The 21485-nt window shown below is 69.1% G+C and carries 6 protein-coding genes and 2 pseudogenes; 3 read left to right on the plus strand and 5 right to left on the minus strand.

The window, feature by feature from the left end; translation table 11 throughout:
• Window positions 1-44: 44 nt before the first annotated feature.
• The 5 genes and pseudogenes from ABLE94_RS16580 to ABLE94_RS16600 form a co-directional block, all read right to left on the minus strand.
• Window positions 45-314: a hypothetical protein gene (locus ABLE94_RS16580; protein WP_348809300.1), complete on the minus strand. Its 270-nt coding sequence runs from the start codon at window positions 312-314 to the stop codon at window positions 45-47.
• Window positions 263-907, minus strand: coding sequence for a glycosyltransferase family 2 protein (locus ABLE94_RS16585; protein WP_348809301.1), 645 nt, complete (start codon window positions 905-907; stop codon window positions 263-265). Before ABLE94_RS16585 ends, ABLE94_RS16580 begins: the two co-directional genes overlap by 52 nt.
• Window positions 904-13170, minus strand: coding sequence for a non-ribosomal peptide synthetase (locus ABLE94_RS16590; protein WP_348809302.1), 12267 nt, complete (start codon window positions 13168-13170; stop codon window positions 904-906). Before ABLE94_RS16590 ends, ABLE94_RS16585 begins: the two co-directional genes overlap by 4 nt.
• 115 nt (window positions 13171-13285) lie before the next feature.
• Window positions 13286-15991, minus strand: a pseudogene (locus ABLE94_RS16595) (condensation domain-containing protein); the annotation flags it as partial.
• A gap of 59 nt (window positions 15992-16050) precedes the next feature.
• Window positions 16051-18507: pseudogene (locus ABLE94_RS16600) on the minus strand (AMP-binding protein); the annotation flags it as partial.
• A 288-nt stretch (window positions 18508-18795) separates the two neighbouring features.
• Between ABLE94_RS16600 and ABLE94_RS16605 the strand changes: the two are divergent.
• The 3 genes from ABLE94_RS16605 to ABLE94_RS16615 are packed head-to-tail and all read left to right on the plus strand — an operon-like array spanning window position 18796 to window position 21469.
• Window positions 18796-19791, plus strand: coding sequence for an ATP-binding cassette domain-containing protein (locus ABLE94_RS16605; RefSeq protein WP_348809303.1), 996 nt, complete (start codon window positions 18796-18798; stop codon window positions 19789-19791).
• Window positions 19788-20621 carry an ABC transporter permease gene (locus tag ABLE94_RS16610; protein WP_348809304.1) on the plus strand — a complete coding sequence of 278 codons (834 nt, stop codon included), beginning with the start codon at window positions 19788-19790 and terminating at the stop codon, window positions 20619-20621. The genes ABLE94_RS16605 and ABLE94_RS16610 overlap by 4 nt, the downstream gene beginning before the upstream one ends.
• Window positions 20618-21469, plus strand: a complete 852-nt coding sequence (locus tag ABLE94_RS16615; protein WP_348809305.1) for an ABC transporter permease — start codon at window positions 20618-20620, stop codon at window positions 21467-21469. Before ABLE94_RS16610 ends, ABLE94_RS16615 begins: the two co-directional genes overlap by 4 nt.
• Window positions 21470-21485: the final 16 nt, after the last annotated feature.

The raw sequence follows: 21485 nt of genomic DNA on the forward strand, positions 1-21485 counted from the left end.
GACGCTCCGGACCATACTGTGCGCGGTTTCTCTGGCTCCCGGTGTTAGGGATAGAAGATCCGATAGCGGATGCTGCCCAGCACGCGGCCGACGAGATTGCCGGTGACCCATGCCCATTCGCCCCGGCGGCGGCGTGACCACGCCCAGGGCCACAGCGGACACAAGGCGATGACGACACCGGCGTGGATCGGCAGCCACCACCATTGCCGGCCGGGGGCGCCGTACTGTTTGGCCACCCGGGCCTCCTCGCGACCGTAGTCGATCACCTGATGCCAGGTGTCGACGATGTCGGTGCGGTACCGGTAGGCCACCATCGCGTCGGGGGCGAAGCCGAATCGGAATCCGGCTTCCTGGATACGCCAACAGAATTCGATTCGCTGCCGGCCGTCGGGTAGGTTTCGTCCCAGCCGCCGACCGCGTCGAACACCGCGCGCCGCACGCCCAGGTTGCAGCCGAAGGTCATCGGCAGATGACGGCCGAGCACGACCGGCTCCGACGGGTCGGGCAGGGCGCGCCAGGCCGCCACCACCGGATCGTTGAGGGTGTCGCGTTCCAGCGGCCCGCCGACGAGGTCGGCATTGCGGCCCACATCGGAGAGGGTGCGCAGCCACGAGGAGTGCACCGCATCGTCCTGATCGCAGTGGGCGATGAAGTCGTATACGGCGCAGCGTGTTCCGACGTTGCGGGCGTGCGACGTGCCGGCGACGTCGGACGAGTCGACCCACCGCAGCGACAGCCGCTCCCGCAGGGGATGGGTGTCGACGTGCCGACGTAACGCGGCGCTGCCCTCGTTGTCGCTGATGATCACCTCGAAGTCCCCGGTGTAATCCTGACGCGCCAAGGCCCACAACTGGACGTCGAGGTCCGGCAACCCCTGATAACAGGCGATGACGACCGACACGCTCATCGCAGCAACTCCCGCAGGATGCCGACGCGCAGGTCGTCGGCGCCGGATGCGGCCAGCGTCCGCAGAATGGTGAGCAGACCGTCGACGACCGCCGCCGCGGTGGCGTCATCGTGGCGGGCAAGCGGATACAGCAACGTGCCGGTGATGCCTGCCGGTCGGTCACCGTCGCGGAGTTCCACCAGGGTGAACTCCAGATCGTGTTTGGCGACCCTGTTGTCCACTGGTTCACGCGCGACCAGGATGCCACCGAGATCGATGGCGGCCGTGTCGGTCTGCCCGAGCTCGGCCTGCTGCAGGATGAGGGTCGCGGCGAAGAGCGGATCGCCGGACGGTCCGGCGGGGTCGCGTCGCAGGTCCCACTCGTCGATCAGATCGGGCACCGAGATGTCAGGATGCGCCAGCCCGTCCGCGAGTTGCCGGGCGACCTCCCGCATCAGGTCGACCATCGGCATGGCGTCGTCGACGGTCAGACGCATCGGGAGGTCCTCGGCGAAGTTACCGACCACCCCGTCCAGCGCCGGATGTGGCCGATTGGCGTTCGCGGTGGCGACGTGCACGTCGGCGGAGCCGGTGCGTTCGGCGAGGATCACCGCGAATGCCGCCTGCAGGACCGAGAACAGCCCAACGCGCGCCGAGCGGGCACATCGCTCCAGCGCCGCGTGCAGATCGGCGTCGATCCCGAACTGCGCCGTCGCGCCACGCGAATCCCATTCCGAGGGTGTGTTGTGGCGCGACGATGTCGTCTCCGGCGACGGCAGCTGGTCACCGAACACATGCGACCAGTGGGTGAGTTGACGCGCGTACTCGGGCGTGCGGGCGCCGGGTCGGCCGAGCGCCTCCGACCGCCACCGCGCGTAGTCAGTGAATCGCACGGCCGCCGAGGGTAACTCGGGCACGTCGCCGCCGCTGCGTGCGGTGAACGCGATGAGCATGTCGCGCGCCAATGTCGCCATCGACGGACCGTCGGCACTCAGGTGATGTATCACCAACACCAGCACGTGGGTCTGCGGGGTGAGGCGCAGCAGCTGCACCCGGATCGGCGCCGTGGACATCACATCCAGTGGAGACCAGGCCAATTCGGCGGTGACACCGGGGAGATCGGCCTCGGCAACGTCCCTGGGTACCACACCGTCGTCGACGATGCCGGTGACCCCCGACGTCGGCAGCACATGCAGTTCGGGGCCGTTCCCGTTGTCGCGGTGACAGGTTCGCAGGGCCTCGTGATGGTCGACGATGTCGAGCACCGCCCCGCGCAGCGCCTCGACGTTGAGGGGGCCGGTGAACCGCAGGGCGATCGGCACATTCCAGTCGTGACCGGTGCCGGCCCGCACGGCCTCCCAGATCCGGCGTTGCGCGGGCGCCAACGGCACCGGTGACCGGTCGTCGGTCCGGACCAGTGCGGGCCCTTCCGCGGACTCCTCCGGTGTGCCGGCCGTGATGGCGTCGGCGAGGTCCTCGACATCGATACTGTCGAACAACAGTCGCACCGGAACCGGCACGCCGAGTGCGGATTCCAGCGCCACCGCCACCCGGGTCGCCGACAGGGAGGTGCCGCCGACGGCGAAGAAGTTGTCGGACAGACCGACTCGGTCCGCTCCGGTCACCTCGGCGATGGCATCGGCCACCCGGTGTTGCAGGTCGGTCCGGGGTGCGACGTAGGACCGTTCGGCCGGTTCGGGGTGGGGGAGTCGGGCGCGATCCACCTTGCCGTTGGAGGTGTAGGGCACCGCGTCGATGGTGTGGAGTTCCGGACGCAGGTAGGCGGGAAGCAGTCGCGAGGCGTCGCGCCGGACCGCGTTGAGTGACAGCGATTCTCCGGTGACGAAGCCGACCAGACGAGCATTGCCGTCGGGTCCGGGAAGGGCGGTCACCACCGCGTCGACGACACCGGTGCAGCCGCGCAATGCGGCCTCGACCTCGCCGGGTTCGATGCGGAATCCGTGGATCTTCAGCTGCCGGTCGGTGCGGCCGAGGTACTCCAGGTTGCCGTCGTGACGAAGTCGGACCCGGTCGCCGGTCCGGTACATCCGGGCGCCCGAGCCGTGGGCCGGGCCGAATGGATCGGCAACGAATGCGGTTGCGGTTCGTGCCGATTCGCCGTGATAGCCGCGGGCCAGTTGAACGCCGCCGAGATACAGTTCGCCGGCCGTGCCGGGTGCCACCGGCCGCAGACGCTCGTCGAGGATGCGGATGGTGACCGACGGTTGGGGTGCGCCGATGGCCACCCGCCGGTGCTCGTCGGTGGTGACGCGGTATCCGGTGACACTGACCGCGGCCTCGGTCGGGCCGTAGAGGTTGTACAGGCCGGTGGTCGAGGAGACGGTGTCACCGAGGAACTGCCGCACGCGTGTGGCGAGGTCGGCGGGCAACTCCTCGCCGATGCACAGCACCGTGTGCAGGGACGCGGGCAGCGCACCCACGTCGAGCAGCGTCGACAACGCCGACGGGACGGTCGGCAGCGTCGTGACCGCATGGCGATGCAGGGAATCGAGAAGGGCACGGCCATCGCGTTCGATTCCGTTCTCGCCCAGCACGATGCGGGCCCCGGTCTGCAATGGCCACCAGTACTCCCAGACCGACAGGTCGAAACCGGCCGCGGTACGCACCAGGACGGTGTCGCCCGTCCCCATCGGATGATGCTCGGCCATCCAGCGCAGCTGTTCACCGACGGCGGCAACGGAGACGCCCACACCCTTCGGGGTTCCGGTGGAGCCGGAGGTGAACAGCACATAGGCGAGCTGATCGGGATGGCCGGTGGCAGCGAAGGACTCGATGTCGGTGGGGCCTTCGGTGCCGCCGACCGGGTCATCGAGATCGACGCCGTCGAGGTCGAGATACGGCAGGTCACCGACGGGTCCCGCGGTGCCGATCCCGAGAACCAGCGTCGGTGCCGCGGTGTCGAGGATGACCTCGGCCCGGGCGGATGCGGTGGTGTCGACCGGCACATACGCCGCGGCGACCGTCGCCACCGCGTACAGCGCGGTCAGCTGGGCCAGGCCGCGGGGTGCGGTGACGGCCACCCGGTCTTCGACACCGATTCCGCTGCGAGACAGCACTGTTGCGAGTCGCAGCACCCGTCGCGCCATCTCCGCATAGCTGAGGGTCCGGTCCGCGCAGATCACCGCGTCGGCGTCGGGGGTCCGCGCCGCCTGCGTGTGGAAGCCGGCGGCCAGGTTCGGCGAGAGCGTGGGCGGTGACGGTGCGGTGGCGGTGAGCACGGTCCGTTCCGTCGGGGTGAGGACGTCGAGATCACCGACCGGTGTCCCGGGTGAGGCGAGTAGTGCCGTGATGACCCGGCAGAAGCGCTGCGCCAGCGTCTCCGCGGTGGCGGCCTCGAACACGTCGGTCGCATAGACCAACTGGCCGGTGATCCCGGCCGGTGTGCCGTCCGCATCCCACGAATCGGCAAGGGACAGATGCAGATCGAATTCCGCGATGTGCTGGTCGTCGTCGATCGCCTCGACAGCCAGGCCGGGCATCGACAGCTGCAGCCCTCCGATGTTCTGGAACGAGAAGGCCACCTGGAACACCGGGTGATGGGCGGTCGTGCGCGGCAGGTCGAGCGCCTCGACGATGCGGTCGAACGGAACCTCCGAGTGCGCGAAGCCGTGCAGCGCGGCGCTGCGGGTGGCGGCCAGTGCCGATTCGCCGGTCGTCCCCGCGTCGATCACGGTGCGCAGGGCGAGCATGTTGACGAACATGCCCACCATCCGGTCGAGGCGTGGGTCACCACGTCCGGCGACGGGGGTACCGATCACCACGTCACGGTTGTCACCCACCCGGCCGAGCAGGACCGCAAGTGCGGTGTGGGCCACCATGAAGACCGTCGCTCCGTGCTGTTCGGCGAAAGCCGCCATCCGGGAGTGCAACTCGGCGTCGATGGTGAAGTCGATCCGCGCACCGCGATGGGTGGGGGCCTGCGGACGCGGGTGATCGCGCGGCAGATCGATGACGGCCGGGGCGTCGGCGAGGCGGTCGCGCCAGGCGTCGAGCAGCGCGCCCGAGGTGCCGGTGCCATCCGCGAGGCGGGCACGCTGCCACACCGCGAAGTCGGCGTAATGCACGGGCAGCGGCTCGATGTCGACCGGCCGGCCCGCGCATGCCGCGGCGTAGCGCCGCGACAGTTCCTCGGCGAGGATCACCACCGACGTGCCGTCGAGACAGATGTGGTGGGCGGTGAACACGACGACGTGGTCCTCGACCGGGGCGTCGTCGGATGCGATGCGTACCAACGCCGCCCGGACCGGTGGTGCGGCGGTCACGTCGAAGCGGGTGCGGGTGATCGACGCAATGGCGGCGGGCAGCTCCTCGGCCGACACGGTGCGACGTTCCAGGGACAGGGGCATGTCGGTGGTCGGCACGATCACCTGGTGCGGTCCCGAGTCGGAATCCGGGTAATGGGTTCGCAACGCCTCGTGCCGCTCGAGTACCCCGGCGAGGGCGGTGGTCAGTGCGTCGGGATCGAGCGTCCCGCGCATCCGGACGACGAGGGGGATGTTCTCGGTGAGCGCATCCGGATCGAACCGATTGAGGAACCACATGCGTTCCTGTGCCGGCGACAGCGGAATGCGTTCGGGGCGTGCGAGTTCACCGAGCGCCGGGCCGCTGCGGCCGGCCGAGGTCGCCAGACGTTCGGCGAGAGTGGCCGGTGTCGGCGCGTCGAAGAGATCGCCGACACCGAGGTCACGTCCGCTGACCTCCCGGATGCGGGCGACCGCCCGGGCCGCCGACAGCGAGTTGCCACCGGCGGCGAAGAAATCGTCGTGGGCGCCGACACGCTCGGTGCCGAGCACCTCGGAAAAGGCCGCCGCGATCAGGATCTCCTCCGGTGTCTGCGGCGCAGAGTATGCGGCGGAGGCGAACTCGGCGTCGGGCAGCGCCGCGCGGTCGACCTTGCCGGACGGCGTGAAGGGCAGGGCCTCGGTGGTGACGATGGCCGTGGGGACCGCGTGGGCGGGTAACGCGGCCCGCAGATGGGCGTGCAGCGAGTCGCGATCGAGAGGTGTGTCCCCGGTGACGGTCACATGGGCGACCAACGCGACGTCGCCGTCGGGTCGGCGCTGACCGACGACCACCGCGCCGCCGACCTGTGCGTGCGACCGCAGCACGGCCTCGATCTCACCGGTCTCGATCCGGATGCCACGGATCTTGAGCTGCTGATCGAGCCGGCCGTGATGGGTCAGCGCGGGCTCGTCGCCCACCACGACGCGCACCCGGTCTCCGGTGCGATACCGCCGCGAGCCGGGCGGCCCGTTCGGATCGGCCACGAAGGTGGCTGCGGTGAGGGCGGCGCGACCGTGGTATCCGCGCGCCAGACCTGCTCCGGCAACATACAATTCGCCGTCTACGCCGGGCGGGCACACCGACAGCGCGGGGTCGAGGACACGTAACCCGGTGCCGGTGATGGCGCCGCCGATGGTCATCGGGTCGGTCTGCGTGGTGCCGACCGGACCCGACATGGTCGCCATGATGGTGGTCTCGGTGGGCCCGTAGGCGTTGAACAATGCCGTGCCCCAGCCGATTGCGCGTCGGGCGGTCGCCGGGGCGCAGGCGTCGCCACCGACGATGACGGTCTGCAGCGCCGGGAACGGGTTCTCCTCGGAGGATGCGGGCGAGATCGATTCGAGGACGCCCGGCGTGAGGAAGGCGTGGGTGATCTCCTCACGGATCATCGCCTCGGCGAGATCGGCGGACCCGTAGATGTCGGGTGCGGCGATCACGGTGGTGGCACCGGCGGCCGCGGCCAGCAGGATCTCCAGGATGGCGGCGTCGAAACTCGGTGACGCGAAATGCAGGACACGACTGACAGATTCGACGCCGTGCCGGCGTTGCTCGGCGACGAAGGAGGCCAGACCCCGATGCGTGACGGACACCGCCTTGGGGCGGCCCGTCGATCCCGAGGTATAGATCAGATACGCCAGGTGATCGAGGTGGCGGGTACCGAGCAGTTCGTCGTCACGGACAGGCGCCGACGGCAGGGCGGCCAGGTCACCGGCGACGGACGGATCGTCGAGAACGATCACGGTCGCGGCCATCCCCGCGGTGCCCATGCGGGTGCGCTCGGCGGTCGTGGTCACGATGATGGGAGCGCCGGAATCGGCCAGCATGTAGGCGATGCGGTCGGCCGGATACGACGGGTCGACCGGCACGAACGCGGCCCCGGTGACCGCGACGGCACGGATCGCCGTCACAGATGACAACGATCGCGACAGGCAGAGCGCGACAACGGTTTCCGGTCCCGCTCCGCGCGCGATGAGCAGACGCGCCAGACGGTTGGCGTGTGCGTCCAGTTCGTCGGCCGTCAACTCGCTGCGCTGTCCGGTGGCGGTGGTGGCCACCAGCCGGTGTCCGGGGGTGGTGAGGATGTCGGCCAGCGTCGCCGGAGGAGGTGGTGCCGATGCGGAGCGCTCCAGGCGGCCGAGGACGTCGTGGTCGGCCGACGACAGGGTGTCCAGGTGGCGCAGTGCCGTGGCGGGATCGGCGACCGCGACGCGCAGGACCCGACCCAGGTGATCGAGCAGACGGGCGGCGGTCTCCGGACGGTAGGCCGCACCGCGATGCACGAGGGTGACGTCGAGACCACCGTCGGGCGTGGTGGTGGCGGTGAACTCGAGGTCGAACCGGGCCACCGGGATGTCCGGGCGTTCCGCGGTCCGAGACGGATCGGCCGATCCGGCACCCATCGCGGGATGCTGGTCACCGTCGACGGTCAGGGTCACCGAGATCAGCGGATGCCGGGAACCGTCACGCGGAATCCCGAGTCCTTCGACAATCTCCTCGACGTCGAGTTCGCCGTGGTCGAGCGCGCCGACGATCACGTCGCGGGAGGCGTCGACGAGTGCACCGAACCCGCGCCGTGGATCGACACGGCTCCGCAGCGGGACCACCGTCACGAACATGCCGACGAGGTCGGCGACGGCGGGATCGGTACGTCCGGCCAGCGGTGTGCCCACAATGACGTCGGAGCTGTTGACGTCGGAGCCGCCACCGAATCGGCTCAGCGTGTACGCCAGTGCGGCGTGCAGGACGCCGAAGGTGGTGCTCCGGTGTTCGGTGGCCAGGGTGTGGATGGCCGCGGTGAGCGCGGGATCGAGACGGTGGTGGTGGACCTCGCCGGGGGTGTGCTCATCGCCATCGACCCGCGGGCCGGACCGGGCCGGCGCATCATGTAGCACCCGCCGCCAGTGCGACAGATGCTGTGCCACTGCGGAATCCGCATCATCGGCGCTGCCGCGGCGCCGCTCGCTCTCGAGGATGTGATCGATGTACTGGAGGGGCAGCGGCGCCCAGTCCGGTGTATGACCGGCGACGCGCGCGGCATACGCCCGGTCGAGATCGCGGGCGAGAACCCGCAGCGACCACCCGTCGGCGGCGACGTGGTGGATGGCGAGTACCAGGACCGTCTCGTCGCCGTCCGTGCGGCAGAACACCCGGATCGGTAGGTCGCGGGTGAGGTCCAACTCAGACGCGAGCGCGGCGTCCACGGCGGCCTGGACCGGCGAAACACTTTGCGCCACCGCGTCGTCGAGGAAGGTGACGATCCGCTGCAGACGATCGTCGTCGACGGAGAGGACCTGCTGATACGGTCCCGCCGGGCTTTCCGGGTAGATCGTGCGCAGCACCTCGTGGCGGACCGCGACATCGGTCATGGCTGCGGCCATGACGTCGGCATCCAGGGTGCCGGGTACCCGGATCGGGGCCACGATCACGAAGGCGGTCGAGCCGGGATCGATCCGATTGTGCAGCCACATCTGAAGCTGAGTCGGGCTCAACGGGATTCGGTCCGGACGCACCACCGCGCGGCGCGGGGCGATACGCTCCGCCCGATCGGCGACGGCCGCGATACCCGCCGCCGACCGTGCGTCGAACACCGATCGCACCGGTATCCGCACACCGAGGTGGTCGGCGACTCCGGCGACCACCTGGGTCGCCATCAGCGAGTTGCCCCCGACCGTGAAGAAGTCGTCGTCGACACCGACCTCGTCGCCCAGGAGATCCCGGATGATCCGGAGAATCGTTGCTTCCGTGCGGGTTCGGGCCTCGACTCCGTTGCCGAGCGACGGGAGGGCGGGGATGGGCAGCGCCCGGCGATCGATCTTGCCGCTGGCGGTGACCGGCAACCGGTCGGCGATCTGCACATGGGCAGGCACCATGTGGTCGGGGAGTCGTTCGCGCAGATATGCGCGCACGTCGACGGACGCGCTTCCCGGATCGGGACGCGGCGAGGACAGGACGATGTGGGCGACGAGCTGCGGGCCCGACCGGTCGTCGTCGTGCCGGATCACGACGGCGGCGGCGATGCCGGGATGGGTGAGCAGCGTGGTCTCGATCTCGCCGAGTTCGACGCGTTGACCACGGATCTTGACCTGGAAGTCGGTGCGGCCGAGGTACTCCAGCGTCGGCGAGTCGGTGTCGGCGACCCGCCGCCACCGCACCAGATCGCCGGTGCGATAGAGACGTTCACCCGTTCCCCAGGGGGCCGCGACGAAGCGGGTCGCCGTGAGGTCGGCACGTCCGTGATACCCGCGGGCGAGTTGCACGCCGCCGAGATACAGCTCGCCGGCGACACCGGGCGGGACCGGGCGCAGCCGGGCGTCGAGCACGTGGGTGGTGTTGCCGTCGGTGGGGCGCCCGATCGGTACCGGCCCGACCTTCAGCAGCTCGGTCGTGATCTCCGCGGCGGTCACGTCGACGGCGGCCTCGGTGGGGCCGTAGAGATTGTGCAGGCCGGCGTCGGTGCGCTCCAGTATCGCCGTCGCCGAATGTGATCCGAGTGCCTCACCGCTGGTGAACACCAGACGCAGCGAACGCAGGTCGGCGTCGTCGATGCGCGCGGCCAGGAACACGTCGAGCATCGCCGGGACGAAATGGATCACCGAGATGCGGTGTGCGGCGATCAGCGCGGACAACTCGAGTGGGTCGCGGTGGGCGTCCGGTGCGGCCAGCACCAGGTGCGCCCCGCATGCCAACGGCCAGAACAACTCCCAGACCGATACGTCGAAGGTGATCGGGGTCTTCTGGGCGACGACGTCGTCACCGTCGATCGGGTAGCGGTCCTGCATCCACCGCAACCGGTTCACGATGGCGCCGTGCGGCACACTGACCGCCTTGGGTACCCCGGTGGAGCCGGAGGTGAACAGGATGTAGGCGGGATGGTCCGGACGTAACGGCGAGTGGCGATCGGAGTCGGTGACCGGATGCGAGGGATGTGCCCGGCCGGCCGCGTCGAGATCGACGAGGCGGTCGCCGAATGCCGCCGGGATCGACGCCCGGCTCGAGGCGCTCGCGCAGATGGCGACCGGATCGGTGATGGTGAGCATCGTCTCGATCCGGGCGAGGGGCACGGTGGGATCGACCGGTACATACGCGGCGCCGGCGGCGACGATCGCGTGGATGGCCACCAACATATCGATCGACCGCGGAATCAGCACGGCCACCATGGTTTCGGGACCGGCACCGGCGACGATGAGAGCTCGGGCGGCGCGCGCGACGCGGCGGTCGAACTCCGCCGCGTCGATGGTTTCGGTCGCGTCGGTGACGGTGGCACAGGTGACGGGGGCATAGGTGACGGGGGCACAGGTGACGGGGGCATAGGTGACGGGGGCATAGGTGACGGGGGCACAGGTGAAGGATGCGTCGCCGACCGGACGCCGGGCGAGCAGATCCGGCAGCGTGACCGGCTGCCGGGTGCCCGCCGGCAGTGCGGCGACGCCCGACCACCGTTCGAGGGTGGTGAGGGTGGCGGGATCGAGGACATCGATGTCCCCGACCCGCCGATCGGGGCGGTTGACGATTCCCCGCAGCACCCGGAGCAGTCCCGCGGCCACCGCGGCGACGGTCGAGTGATCGAAGAGGTCCCGCGAGTAGGTCCATCGGGTGCGGATGGGGGTGCTCGGGGTGGACGGATCTGCCGGGACGTCCACCGTCAGGTGCAGATCGAAGCGCGACAGCGGCAGCTCCACCTCGACGATGTCGGCGGTCAGCGATTCAGTGCGGATCGGTCCGGGGGAGGGATCGCCGAACGCGAGCATCACCTGAAAGATCGGATGGTGCGCTCCGGCGCGGTCGGGTTCGAATCGATCGACGAGTTCGTCGAACGGGATCTCCGAGTTGGCCTGCGCGGCAAGATCTCCGTCACGTACCGAGCCGAGGAAGTCGGTGATCGTCAGGGACTCGTCGATCCGGGTACGCAGGACGAGGGTTTCGACGAACATCCCGACGACGTCGTCGAGGACGGCGCTCGGGCGCCCGGCCACCGGGGTACCGATCACGATGTCGGCGGAACCGGACAGCCGTGCGAGGACCACCGCGAGTGCGGCGTGGACCAGATGGAACAGCGAGATACGTTGTCCGCGTGCGAAGGACACCAGCAGGTCGGTGAGTTCCGGTGGCATCTCGACGTCGACGGTGCCACCGAGGTGGGTGGGATCCACCGGTCGTTTCCGGTCGGGCGAGAGGTCGAGTGGTGCCGGGAGCCCGGCCAGCTCGGTGGCCCAGAAGTCGTCCTGGCGGATCACCGCGGGGTGGCGCGGGTGGCCGTCATCGCCGAGCATCTCGGCCTGCCACCGCGCGTAGTCGGCGTACTGCACCGTGACCGTGTCGGACACGGCTTGCGGGGGTGTGTCGGTGAGGAGTTCGGCGAGCAGCAGTCGAAGCGACCAGCCGTCGGCGGCGATGTGATGGATCACCAGCAGCAGAAGGTGCTCGTCGGGTCCGGTCCGGGAGACGGTGACGCGCAGGGGGAGTCGCTCGGTCAGATCGAAGCCGCGCGCCGCGGTCGCGGTCAGGTGGTCGGTTGCGGCGTCCTCGGTGAGGAGGTCCGTGGTGTCGAAACCGCTGTCGTCGAGCTCGAGCAAGGCGAGCGCGTCGTCGACGTCGTGGATCCGCTGGTGGGGTACATCGTCGGCGGCGGGATAGGTGGTGCGGAGCACCTCGTGCCGGGTGAGGACGGCCCGGAGCGCGAGGTGCAGTCGCTCGGTGCTCAGGCCGCGAACACGCAGGGCCAGCGGCAGGTTGTAGACACCACTACCCGGATCGAGTTGATCGAGCAGCCACATACGTCGCTGCGCTCGGGACAGTGGGATCGGAGTGCTCCGATCGGTGGGCACGATGGCCGGGCGGTTGTCGCCCGCGCAGGTGTCGATGCGGGCGGCGAGGTCACCGACCGACGATGCCTCGAACACCTCGCGAACCGGCAGCGTGACGCCGAGGAGGTCGGAGATGCGGCCGACGAGCCGCGCGGCCAGCAGTGAGTTGCCGCCCAGGTCGAAGAAGTCGTCCTCGCAGCCGATCGGGCGGTCGGGCTCGGGATCGACGAGCGCGGTGAGGATGTCGACGAGGGCATACTCGGTGGCGGTGCGCGGTGCGACATGGGCGCGTTCGACGTGTTCGGGAGCGGGCAGTGCCGCGCGATCGATCTTGCCGTGGGCGCTGAGCGGCAGCCTCTCGAGCACCATGGCCGCCGACGGCACCATGTAGGCGGGCAGGCGCTCCCGCAGGCCGGCGAGGACGACGTCCGAATCAAGCTGTGGCGCGGAGTGTTGACCGGCGTCGGGGTCGGTGGTGGTCTCGGGGCCGGCGGGAACCAGGTACGCGACGAGGGAGTCGTGGTGAACGGTGACGGCGGCAGCGGCCAGCCGGGGATCGACGGCCAGTGCCGACTCGATCTCACCGAGTTCGATCCGCTGACCACGGATCTTGACCTGGAAGTCGTTGCGTCCCCGATAGTCGAGGTGCCCGTCGCCGTCGATGCGGGCGAGGTCGCCGGTGCGGTACATGCGCCGGCCGTCGGCGTCGGGATCGGCCACGAACCGTTCGGCGCTGAGATCGGACCGGCCCTCGTACGCGCGGGCCAGCTGTGGGCCGTGCAGATACATCTCACCGACGACTCCCGCTGGTACGCGGTGCAATCGGCGGTCGCGAATCGACACGGCGGCGTCGTCGACGGGGACGCCGATCGGCACGGCAGACACAGCTCTCCCCGATGCCGGCGTCTCCGATGCCACAGTCTCCGATGCCACAGTCTTCGATGCCACCGTCTCCGAGACCACCGGCGTGTAGGTGATCCCGACGGCCGCCTCCGTCGGACCGTAGAGATTGATCGCCCGCCCACGCAGAACATCGGCGGCACGGTGTGCGGTGGTGGGGTTCAGTGCCTCGCCGATGCACAGGATCTCGGCGAGCGGGTGCGCGGGTGCCGCGCCGTCGCCGATCGCGTCGAGATGGGCGTCGAGCAGGGACGGAACGAAGTGCGCCGACGTCACTCCGGCGCGGGCGAAGAATCCGGCCAGATAGCGGGGATCCCGATGACCGTCCGGCGTGGCCCAATCGCGCGCCGTTGATCAACGGCCAGAACAACTCCCACACCGACAGGTCGAAGGTGACCGGCGTCTTGAGGGGCAGCGTGTCGTCGGGACCGACCGGGAATGTCTCCGATTTCCACCGCAACTGGGCGGCGATGGCCCGGTGCTCGACGGCGACGCCCTTCGGGGTCCCGGTGGATCCGGAGGTGTAGATGACGTAGGCCGTGTTGTCCGGCCGCAGCGGGCGTCGACGGTCGGCGTCGGTGACCGGCGAGTCGGAGAACCCGGACTCCGGGATGATGTCGGCGAGGTCGATCACCGGGAGTCCGGCGGGGTCCACCTCGTCGGCGGAGATCGTGCCACAGGTGAGAATCAGTGTCGGACGGGCGGAATCGAGAATCAGTCGGGTCCGCTCCCGGGGCGCCGACGGATCGACGGGGACGTACGCGCCGCCGGCGATCAGCACCGCGAGTATCGCCTCGACCAGATCGCGGGAGCGTCCGATGGCCACCGCGACGCGTGTCTCGGGACCCACCCCGGCGGCAATGAGTCTGCGGGCCAACCGGTTCGCCCGACCGAAGGTCTCGCGGTACGTGGCGGCCCGGCCATCACGGTCGTCGAGGGTGGCGATGGCGTCCGGATGTCGTGCCACACTCGCCTGCAGCAGCGCGGTCAGGGTGGCCTCGGCGCGTCCCGAGTCCGGTCCGGTGAGCACACCGGAGCCGGCCGACGCGGGTCCGCCGGCGGCCAGATCGCCGACCGGGGTGTCCTCGGCGGTGGAGACGGCGGCGAGGACGTCGACGAAGAACTCATGCCATCGCTCGATGGTGCTGTGGTCGAACAGATCTCGGTCGCAATCCCAGTGCACCCGAAGCCGATCGACGGCGGTTCCGGTGTCGGGGTCCGGATCGGTCGACTCGACCAGGGTGAGATGCAGATCCGACTTCGCCACGCCCAGTGACGGTTCGAGGAGCTCGACGTCGAGTCCGTCGAGGTTGAAGCCGGTCAGCGTGATGTTCTGATAGGAGAAGCCGACCTGGAACAGCGGATGATGGGCCGGTGAGCGGCGTGGCCGCATCAGATCGACCAGCCGGTCGAAGGGGATGTCGGCGTTCTCGAACGCCGCGAGGTCTGCCTCCCGGATCTGCCGGAGCAGTTCGGGGACGGTCGATTCGGGCGCGATGCGGGTGCGCAACACCACCGTTCCGACGAACATTCCGACGAGTTCGGTGAGATCGGGGTGCCCACGCCCGGCCACCGGGGTGCCGACCGCGATGTCGGAGGTGTCGGCCAGCCGGGCCAGCACGATGGCCAGCGCGGCATGGGCGACCATGAACGGGGTGGTTCCCGACTCGGCGGCCAGCGTCCGAAGTTGGCCGACGACTGCGGGATCAAGTTCGCGGTGGACCTCGCCTCCCCGGCCGCCGGCCGTCGCGGAGCGCGGGCGATCGGTGGGCAGCCCGAGGAGGTCGGGTAGTCCGTCGAGGTGGTGACGCCAGAAGTCGAGCTGACGTGACTCGAGGGAATCTGCGTCGCGTTCGGCACCCATGAGTTCGTGATGCCAGCGCGTGTAATCCCGGTAGGTGACCGGCAGTGGCGCCCAGTGCGGTGAAAGTCCCTGCCGCCGAGCGTGATACGCGACAGCGAGGTCTCGGGCGAGGGGTGCGGTCGACGATCCGTCGACGGCGATGTGGTGGGCGACGCACACCAGGATGTGGTCATCGGCGGCCAGCCGGAGCAGCCGGACCGCGAGCGGTATCTCGGCGGCGACGTCGAAACCGATGGTGGCGAGTTCGGCCAGCCGGTCGTCGACGGCGGCGGCGGTGACCTGTTCGATGGTTCCGAGGAGGTTCACCGGTGCGGCGTCGAGCACCTGCTGCACCGGACCGTCGGGGCTGTCGGGGTAGACCGTGCGGAGGGGTTCGTGGCGTCCGATGACGTCGGTGATCGCGGCGGCCAGTGCCGCGGTGTCCAGGTCTCCCCGAAGGCGCAGTGCCAGTGGGATGTTGAAGATCGCCGACCGATGGTCGAGCTGGTTGATGATCCACATCCGCTTCTGCTGCGGAGAGACCGGCACGGCGTCGGTGGCGGCGTCGTGTTGCAGGAGTGGGGTGCTACGCCGGGGTGAGGTGGCGAGCCGGTCGGCGAGGGTGGCCACCGTGGGGGCCTCGAAGACGAGTCGTACCGGGACGTCGATGCCGAGTCGGGTGGCCAGGGTGCCGACCAGTGCGGTGGCGACCAGCGAGTTGCCGCCGATGGCGAAGAAGTCGTCGTCGCGGCCTACCCGGTCGGTGCCGGTGGATTCCGCGAATGCCTGCGCGACAATCTCTTCGGTCTCTCCGCGGGGAGCCACGTACGGTGCGGTGCGGATGGTCGGGATCGGTAGCGCCCGACGATCGAGCTTTCCGGAACCGGTCATCGGGAGTTCGTCGAGGGCGACGATCGCCGCGGGCACCATGTGGGAGGGGAGGGTGGCGCGCAGCCGGTCACGGATGTCGTCGGAGTCGGCGGTGCCGACGTGATAGCCGACGAGGACCCGTTGCCCGGTGGGCATGACCTGCGGTTCGGTGACCGCGTAGTCGACGCCGGGTACCCCGCCGATCGCCGCATCCACTTCGCCGAGTTCGATTCGGAATCCGTGGATCTTGACCTGGCGATCGGCGCGACCCCGGTACTCGAGTTCGCCGGCGGGTGACCAGCGCGCCAGGTCTCCGGTGCGGTAGAGGCGAGAACCGCTGGGGCCGTAGGGATCGGCCACGAACCGTGATGCGGTGAGTGGCATCCGACGGTGATATCCGAGCGCGACGCCGACGCCGCCGACATAGAGTTCCCGGTGGCGCCGAGGGGCACGGGCTGCAGGCGGTGATCGAGGACGACGGCGGTGGTGCCGGTGATCGGCGAGCCGATCGTCACCGGGGCATGCGGGTCGAGCGGACCGGCGAGGGTGGCCATGATGGTGGTCTCGGTGGGGCCGTAGGCGTTGAACATCGCACGCCCGCAAGCCCATCGGGCCACCACATCCGGCGGGCACGCCTCACCGCCGACGATCACGGTACGCAGATCGTCGAAGTCGCCGTCGGGTACCGACGCCAGCGCGGCGGGGGTGAGGAAGGCGTGCGTGATGCGTTCGACGCGGAGCAGCCGCGCCAGTTCGGCGCCGCCGTAGATCTCGGGATCGACGATCACCAACGTCGCGCCCGACGCGGCGGCGAGCAGCAGTTCGAGAATCGAGGCGTCGAAGCTGGGAGAGGCGAAGTGCAGGGTGCGCTCCCCGGGAGCGACACGGTATCGGCGTCGCTGTTCGGCGATGAACGAGGTGAGACCGCGGTGGGGCACCAGGACACCCTTGGGTGTGCCGGTCGACCCGGAGGTGTAGATCAGGTAGGCGGGATCGTCGAGGTGCAGGGGCCGGATGCGGTCGGCGTCGGTGATCGGTTCGGCCGAGGCGCGCCGGTAAGCCATCCGAACGCGTTCGTCGTCGAGATGCAACCACGTTGCGGGACCGTCGATCCCGTCGAGACGGCGATCCGCCTTCGATGACGCGATACCGAGGCCGGCGCCACTGTCGGCGAGCAGGTAGGCGATGCGTTCGTCGGGCAGGGACGGGTCGATGGGGACGAAGGCGGCACCGGCGGTGAGTACGGCGAGTTCGGTGGCGATCGACGCGGTGCCCCGCGGGAGAAGCACCGCCACAATCGATCCCGGTCCGGCGCCGTGGGCGATGAGGACCCGCGCGATGCGGTATACGCGATTCCAGAGCTCGTCGTAGCGCAGATCGGTGTCGCCGGCGATGAGGGCGGTGACCGACGAGTGGGTGTGGGCCACCCGGGCGAGCAGATCGGGGAGGGTTTCGGGCACGGCGGGGCTGGCACCTCGGGCCGGGACGACGTGGCTGCTTTCGGCCGATGTGAGCACGTCGAGCGTGGACACCCGGGCGGCCGGATCGGCGTCGACCAGCGCGGCGAGGACGGTGAGGAACCGGGTGCGAAGGGCCGCGAGATCCTCGGCGGGATAGGCCGCCGCGTTGCCCTCGAGGTCGATGAGCAGTTCGCCCGTGCCGGTGTGGACGGTGAAGGCGAGGTCTTCGGTCGGGCCGGTACTCAGGATGTGGCTGCGCCCCGTGTTGGTGCCGAGGGTGAGCTCGTTGCGGAACATCATCACGTTGATCGCGGGTCCGAAGAATCCGCGGCCCGCGGTGTCGGCGGCCGATCGTGGCAGGGCTCGCCGCATATCCTCGAAGCGATAACGCTGATGACGCAGTGCGCCGGTGAGTTCGGTGGTCACCGCGGCCAGCAGGTCACCGATGGTGGTGTGCGCGTCGATGTGGGTGCGGACCGGAACGACGTTGGACACCATGCCACCGGATCGGCGGAGCAGTGCGTTGGTGCGCGCCGAGACGGGCAGGCTCAGCACCACGTCGTCGCTGCCCGACATCCGGGCCATGAACACCGACGCCGCCGTGGCGACGACCGCCGCGACGGTGGAGTTGTGCGCCGTGCAGAAGGCTTCGATGGCGGTGCGCACTGCGGGATCGAGTGAGCCACCGGCGGTATGTGATTGGGCTGCCGGAACGTCGGTTCGGCTGCCGGTCACCGGATCGGCGAGGCGGATGGGATCGGGGAGTTCGGCAAGTCGCTCGTCCCAATGCCGGCGATCGCGGTCGAAGCGGGTCGAGGACCGGTAGGCGACGTCGTCGGCATGCAGATCGGTGAGCGTCCCGGCCCGGTTCGGCGGTATCTCCGTCCCGGTGGCGCGGGCGGTGTAGACCGCGGCGGCACGTTCGGCGAAGGCGGCGGCGCCGTAGCCGTCGAGCAGGATGTGGTGGACGCGGGTGTACCAGAAGTAGCGGTGATCGGCGACGCGCAGCGTTGCCGACTCGATCAGACGATCGGTGAAGAGGTCAAGGGGGCGGCGGAATTCCGCATTCATCCATTCATGTGCGGCGGCCTCCGGATCGGGTCGATCACGAAAATCGATGTGCACCATTTCATCCCGTAAGGAATCGTCCAGGAATTGCGCAGGTTCGCCGGAACCGTCGGTGTTCGGTATCAATCGGACCATTGCCGTGCCGAATTCCCGAATCACCCGCCGTCCGACGTCGGTGAACAGTTCGGTGTCCACATCGCCGTGAATGTCGACGTATTGGGCAATGGAGAACGGGACGTGGGGCGTGAGTTGTTGCGCGAACCAGATGCTGCGCTGTGCAGCGGAGAGGGGGACCACGAGATCGCCGTGTAGGCGGGGCTGTTCCGGGGCCTCTTCCGTTCGCGATGACTCGCGAATGTCGTTGATTGTCACGCTGTGTCAACTTTTCTGGACTATGTGGGCACGCCACATGGCGGGCTCTGCGGCCCGTGGGGGTGAGTGCCTTTCCTGGCGCAAATCGCCGCGGCGGGGTTCGTCGTCGACGGTGGTGGACGGGGGACCGCTACATCGGTGCCTCGCCCGGTGCGGCATCATCGGAGGTGAGTCGGTACGCCCATCGAGGGGTGGACTCGCGCGGATGAATTAGCACAGGCTAACCTTAACATGATGTCAGTCGGTGCAAAGTCGCCGTTCGCGTTCGATGGGAAAGCCGGGTGATCGATGATGGCCGGAATCACCGACGACGCCGGCGCCGACTATCTGCCCGCGCTGAAAGTGGACGCGGTCACCAAATCCTTTGACGATGTTCATGCCCTGCGAGGGATTTCGTTCGAGGCGCCGCCGGGTAGCGTCCTCGGCGTTCTCGGACCCAACGGCGCAGGTAAGACGACGCTCGTCGACATCCTGTGCACCCTGCTCGCGCCGGACTCGGGTTCGGCCAGTGTCGCCGGACACGACGTGGTCACCGACGGGGCTGCGGTGCGTGAGCTGATCTCGATGACGAGGCAGTATTCCGCACTGGACGAAACGCTCGACGGTCGCGACAACCTCGTCTTCTTCGGCCGCATGCGTGGTCTGCGTCGTCGGTCGGCTCGTGAGCGCGCCGACTACCTGCTGGAGAGGTTCGACCTGACCGCCGCCGCCGAGCGGCCGGTCTCGGGCTACTCCGGCGGGATGCGCCGACGCCTCGATATCGCCTGCGGACTGGTGGTGCGGCCGTCGGTGGTGTTCCTGGACGAACCCACCACCGGCCTCGACCCCCGCAGCAGGCAGGACGTCTGGTCGTTGATCGAGGAGCTGAAGGCCGACGGCATCACCACGTTGCTGACCACGCAGTACCTGGACGAGGCGGATCGCCTCAGCGACAACATCATCGTCGTCGACGGTGGTGAGGTCATCGCCGAGGGGACCGCGGAATCCCTCAAACGCAAGGTGGGTGGCACTCATTGCCGGGTTGTGATGTCCGACCCGGCGGTGGCGGCCGACTTCTCCGCCACGCTCACCCGGCACCTCGGTCCGGAATACCGGGCCGCGGTGGATGATGACTCCGCGGTGACCCTGACCGCTCCGCACGGCGTCGACACGATGGCCGCGGTCATCGAGATCGCCCGCGCGGCCGGGGTGGGTCTCGACGACGTGTCGTTGCGCAGTCCGTCGCTTGACGATGCCTTTCTCATCCTCACCGGCAACACCGCACGCACCGGAGACGAGCCGTGACCACTCCGGTTTCGCCACCGCGGTTGACCTGGCCGGATCGGGACGATCCGGCCGTCGCGACGACCCGCTGGTTCTTCCTCCGGCAGTGGAAGACGATGACCGCCAGGGCCATTCGGTCGGCGTACAAGGAGGGCGAGTTCACGATCGCCATCGTGATGCCGCTCGTCTTCGCGCTCGGCTTCTACCTGCCGCTGCGGCTCATCATGGCCGAGCAGGGGATCGACTACGCGCAGTTCCTGATGCCGATCATCGTGCTGCAGGCGGTGACATTCACGGCGGTTGCCGCTGCACAGCGCGCGAGCCTGGACAGAATCCGTGGAATGACCCGGCGGCTCGCGTCGATGCCGGTGCGTCCGCTGGTGCCGCTGTTGTCGCGGATGTCGACATCGCTGGCACGGTCGACCGTGTCGGTGGTGGCCGCCCTGATCTTCGGTGCGATGCTGGGCTTCTCGTTCGACGGCGGTGTGCTCGACACGGTGGCCTTCGTGGCGTTCGGACTTGCCGTGGGTCTCGTCTTCGCCCTCGGCGCCGACTCCCTCGGCCTGGTCGCGCGCGGGCCGGAGGCGACGTCGCAACTGTTGGTGCTGCCCCAGCTCGTCCTCGGGCTGCTGTCGACCGGATTCGTGCCGGAATCCGGTTTCCCGGACTGGGCACAACCTTTCGCGCGGAATCAGCCGATCTCGCACTTCGCCACCACGATGCGGGGGTTGGCCGCCGGTGATCCGACGTGGCAGACCGCAATGCCTGCGCTGATCTGGCTCGGTGCTCTCGCGGTGGTCTTCGTGATCACCGCCTATTACGTCGAGACGCATCGGCGGTTGGAACCGTGAGCTCTCGAATCGACGACGGTGTGGTGGTGGGCGTGCGAATGCCGTTCCCGGACCGCGACGCGTGGGCTCCCGAAGCCACTGTGCGGGCACTGGTGCGGTGTTCTCGGATTCAGTGCGAACGGATCCTGGTGAAGTGGGTCAAGGACCCGGTGACCCTGCTGCAATCGTTGTTGTTCCCCGCGCTCATGGTGCTGTTGTTCTGGCTGGTACTCGACCGTTCGGTGACCGACCACGCCGGATCGTCCAGTGTCTTCGGCATGGTGCCGATGGTGGCCCTGATCGGCGCGATGTCGGGTGCGTCGATCAGCGGGCTGGGTCTGCGACGCGAGGTCCAATCCGGGTTGCTGACCAAGACGTGGACGCTGCCGGTCCATCGTGCGTCGGCCATGGTGGGCCGGCTGGCGGCCGAGACGGTCCGGATCGTCGTCACCGTCAGCGCCGTGTTGCTGGTCGGCACGATCATCGGATTCCGCATCAGCACAGGCGTACTCGGCTACGCGGCGATCATCGGCGTGGCGCTGTTGTTCGGGCTGTCGTTCTCGATGATGGTGACTGCGATGGCGCTGCTGAGCCGCGACTCGCACATCGTCGAGTGGACCGCCATCGGAACCAATCTGGCGATGTTCTTCAACACCGGATTCGTACCCGCCGACGCGTATCCGCAATGGCTGCAGCCCATCGTTCGATACCAGCCGCTCAGTTGCGCGGTGGACGCCATCCGCGCGTTCGCCGACGGCGGCCCGATCGTCGGGCCGCTGCTGCCGACCCTCGCGTGGTCGGTCGGTGTGGCAGTCATCTGCGCAGGCCCTGCGGTCGTCGGCTACCGGGTGGCCGCCACCCGTCGGTAGCTCTCGACGGTGGCGG

This window comes from Gordonia sp. VNK1 (assembly GCF_040049135.1).
Taxonomy (GTDB): Bacteria; Actinomycetota; Actinomycetes; order Mycobacteriales; family Mycobacteriaceae; genus Gordonia; species Gordonia oleivorans.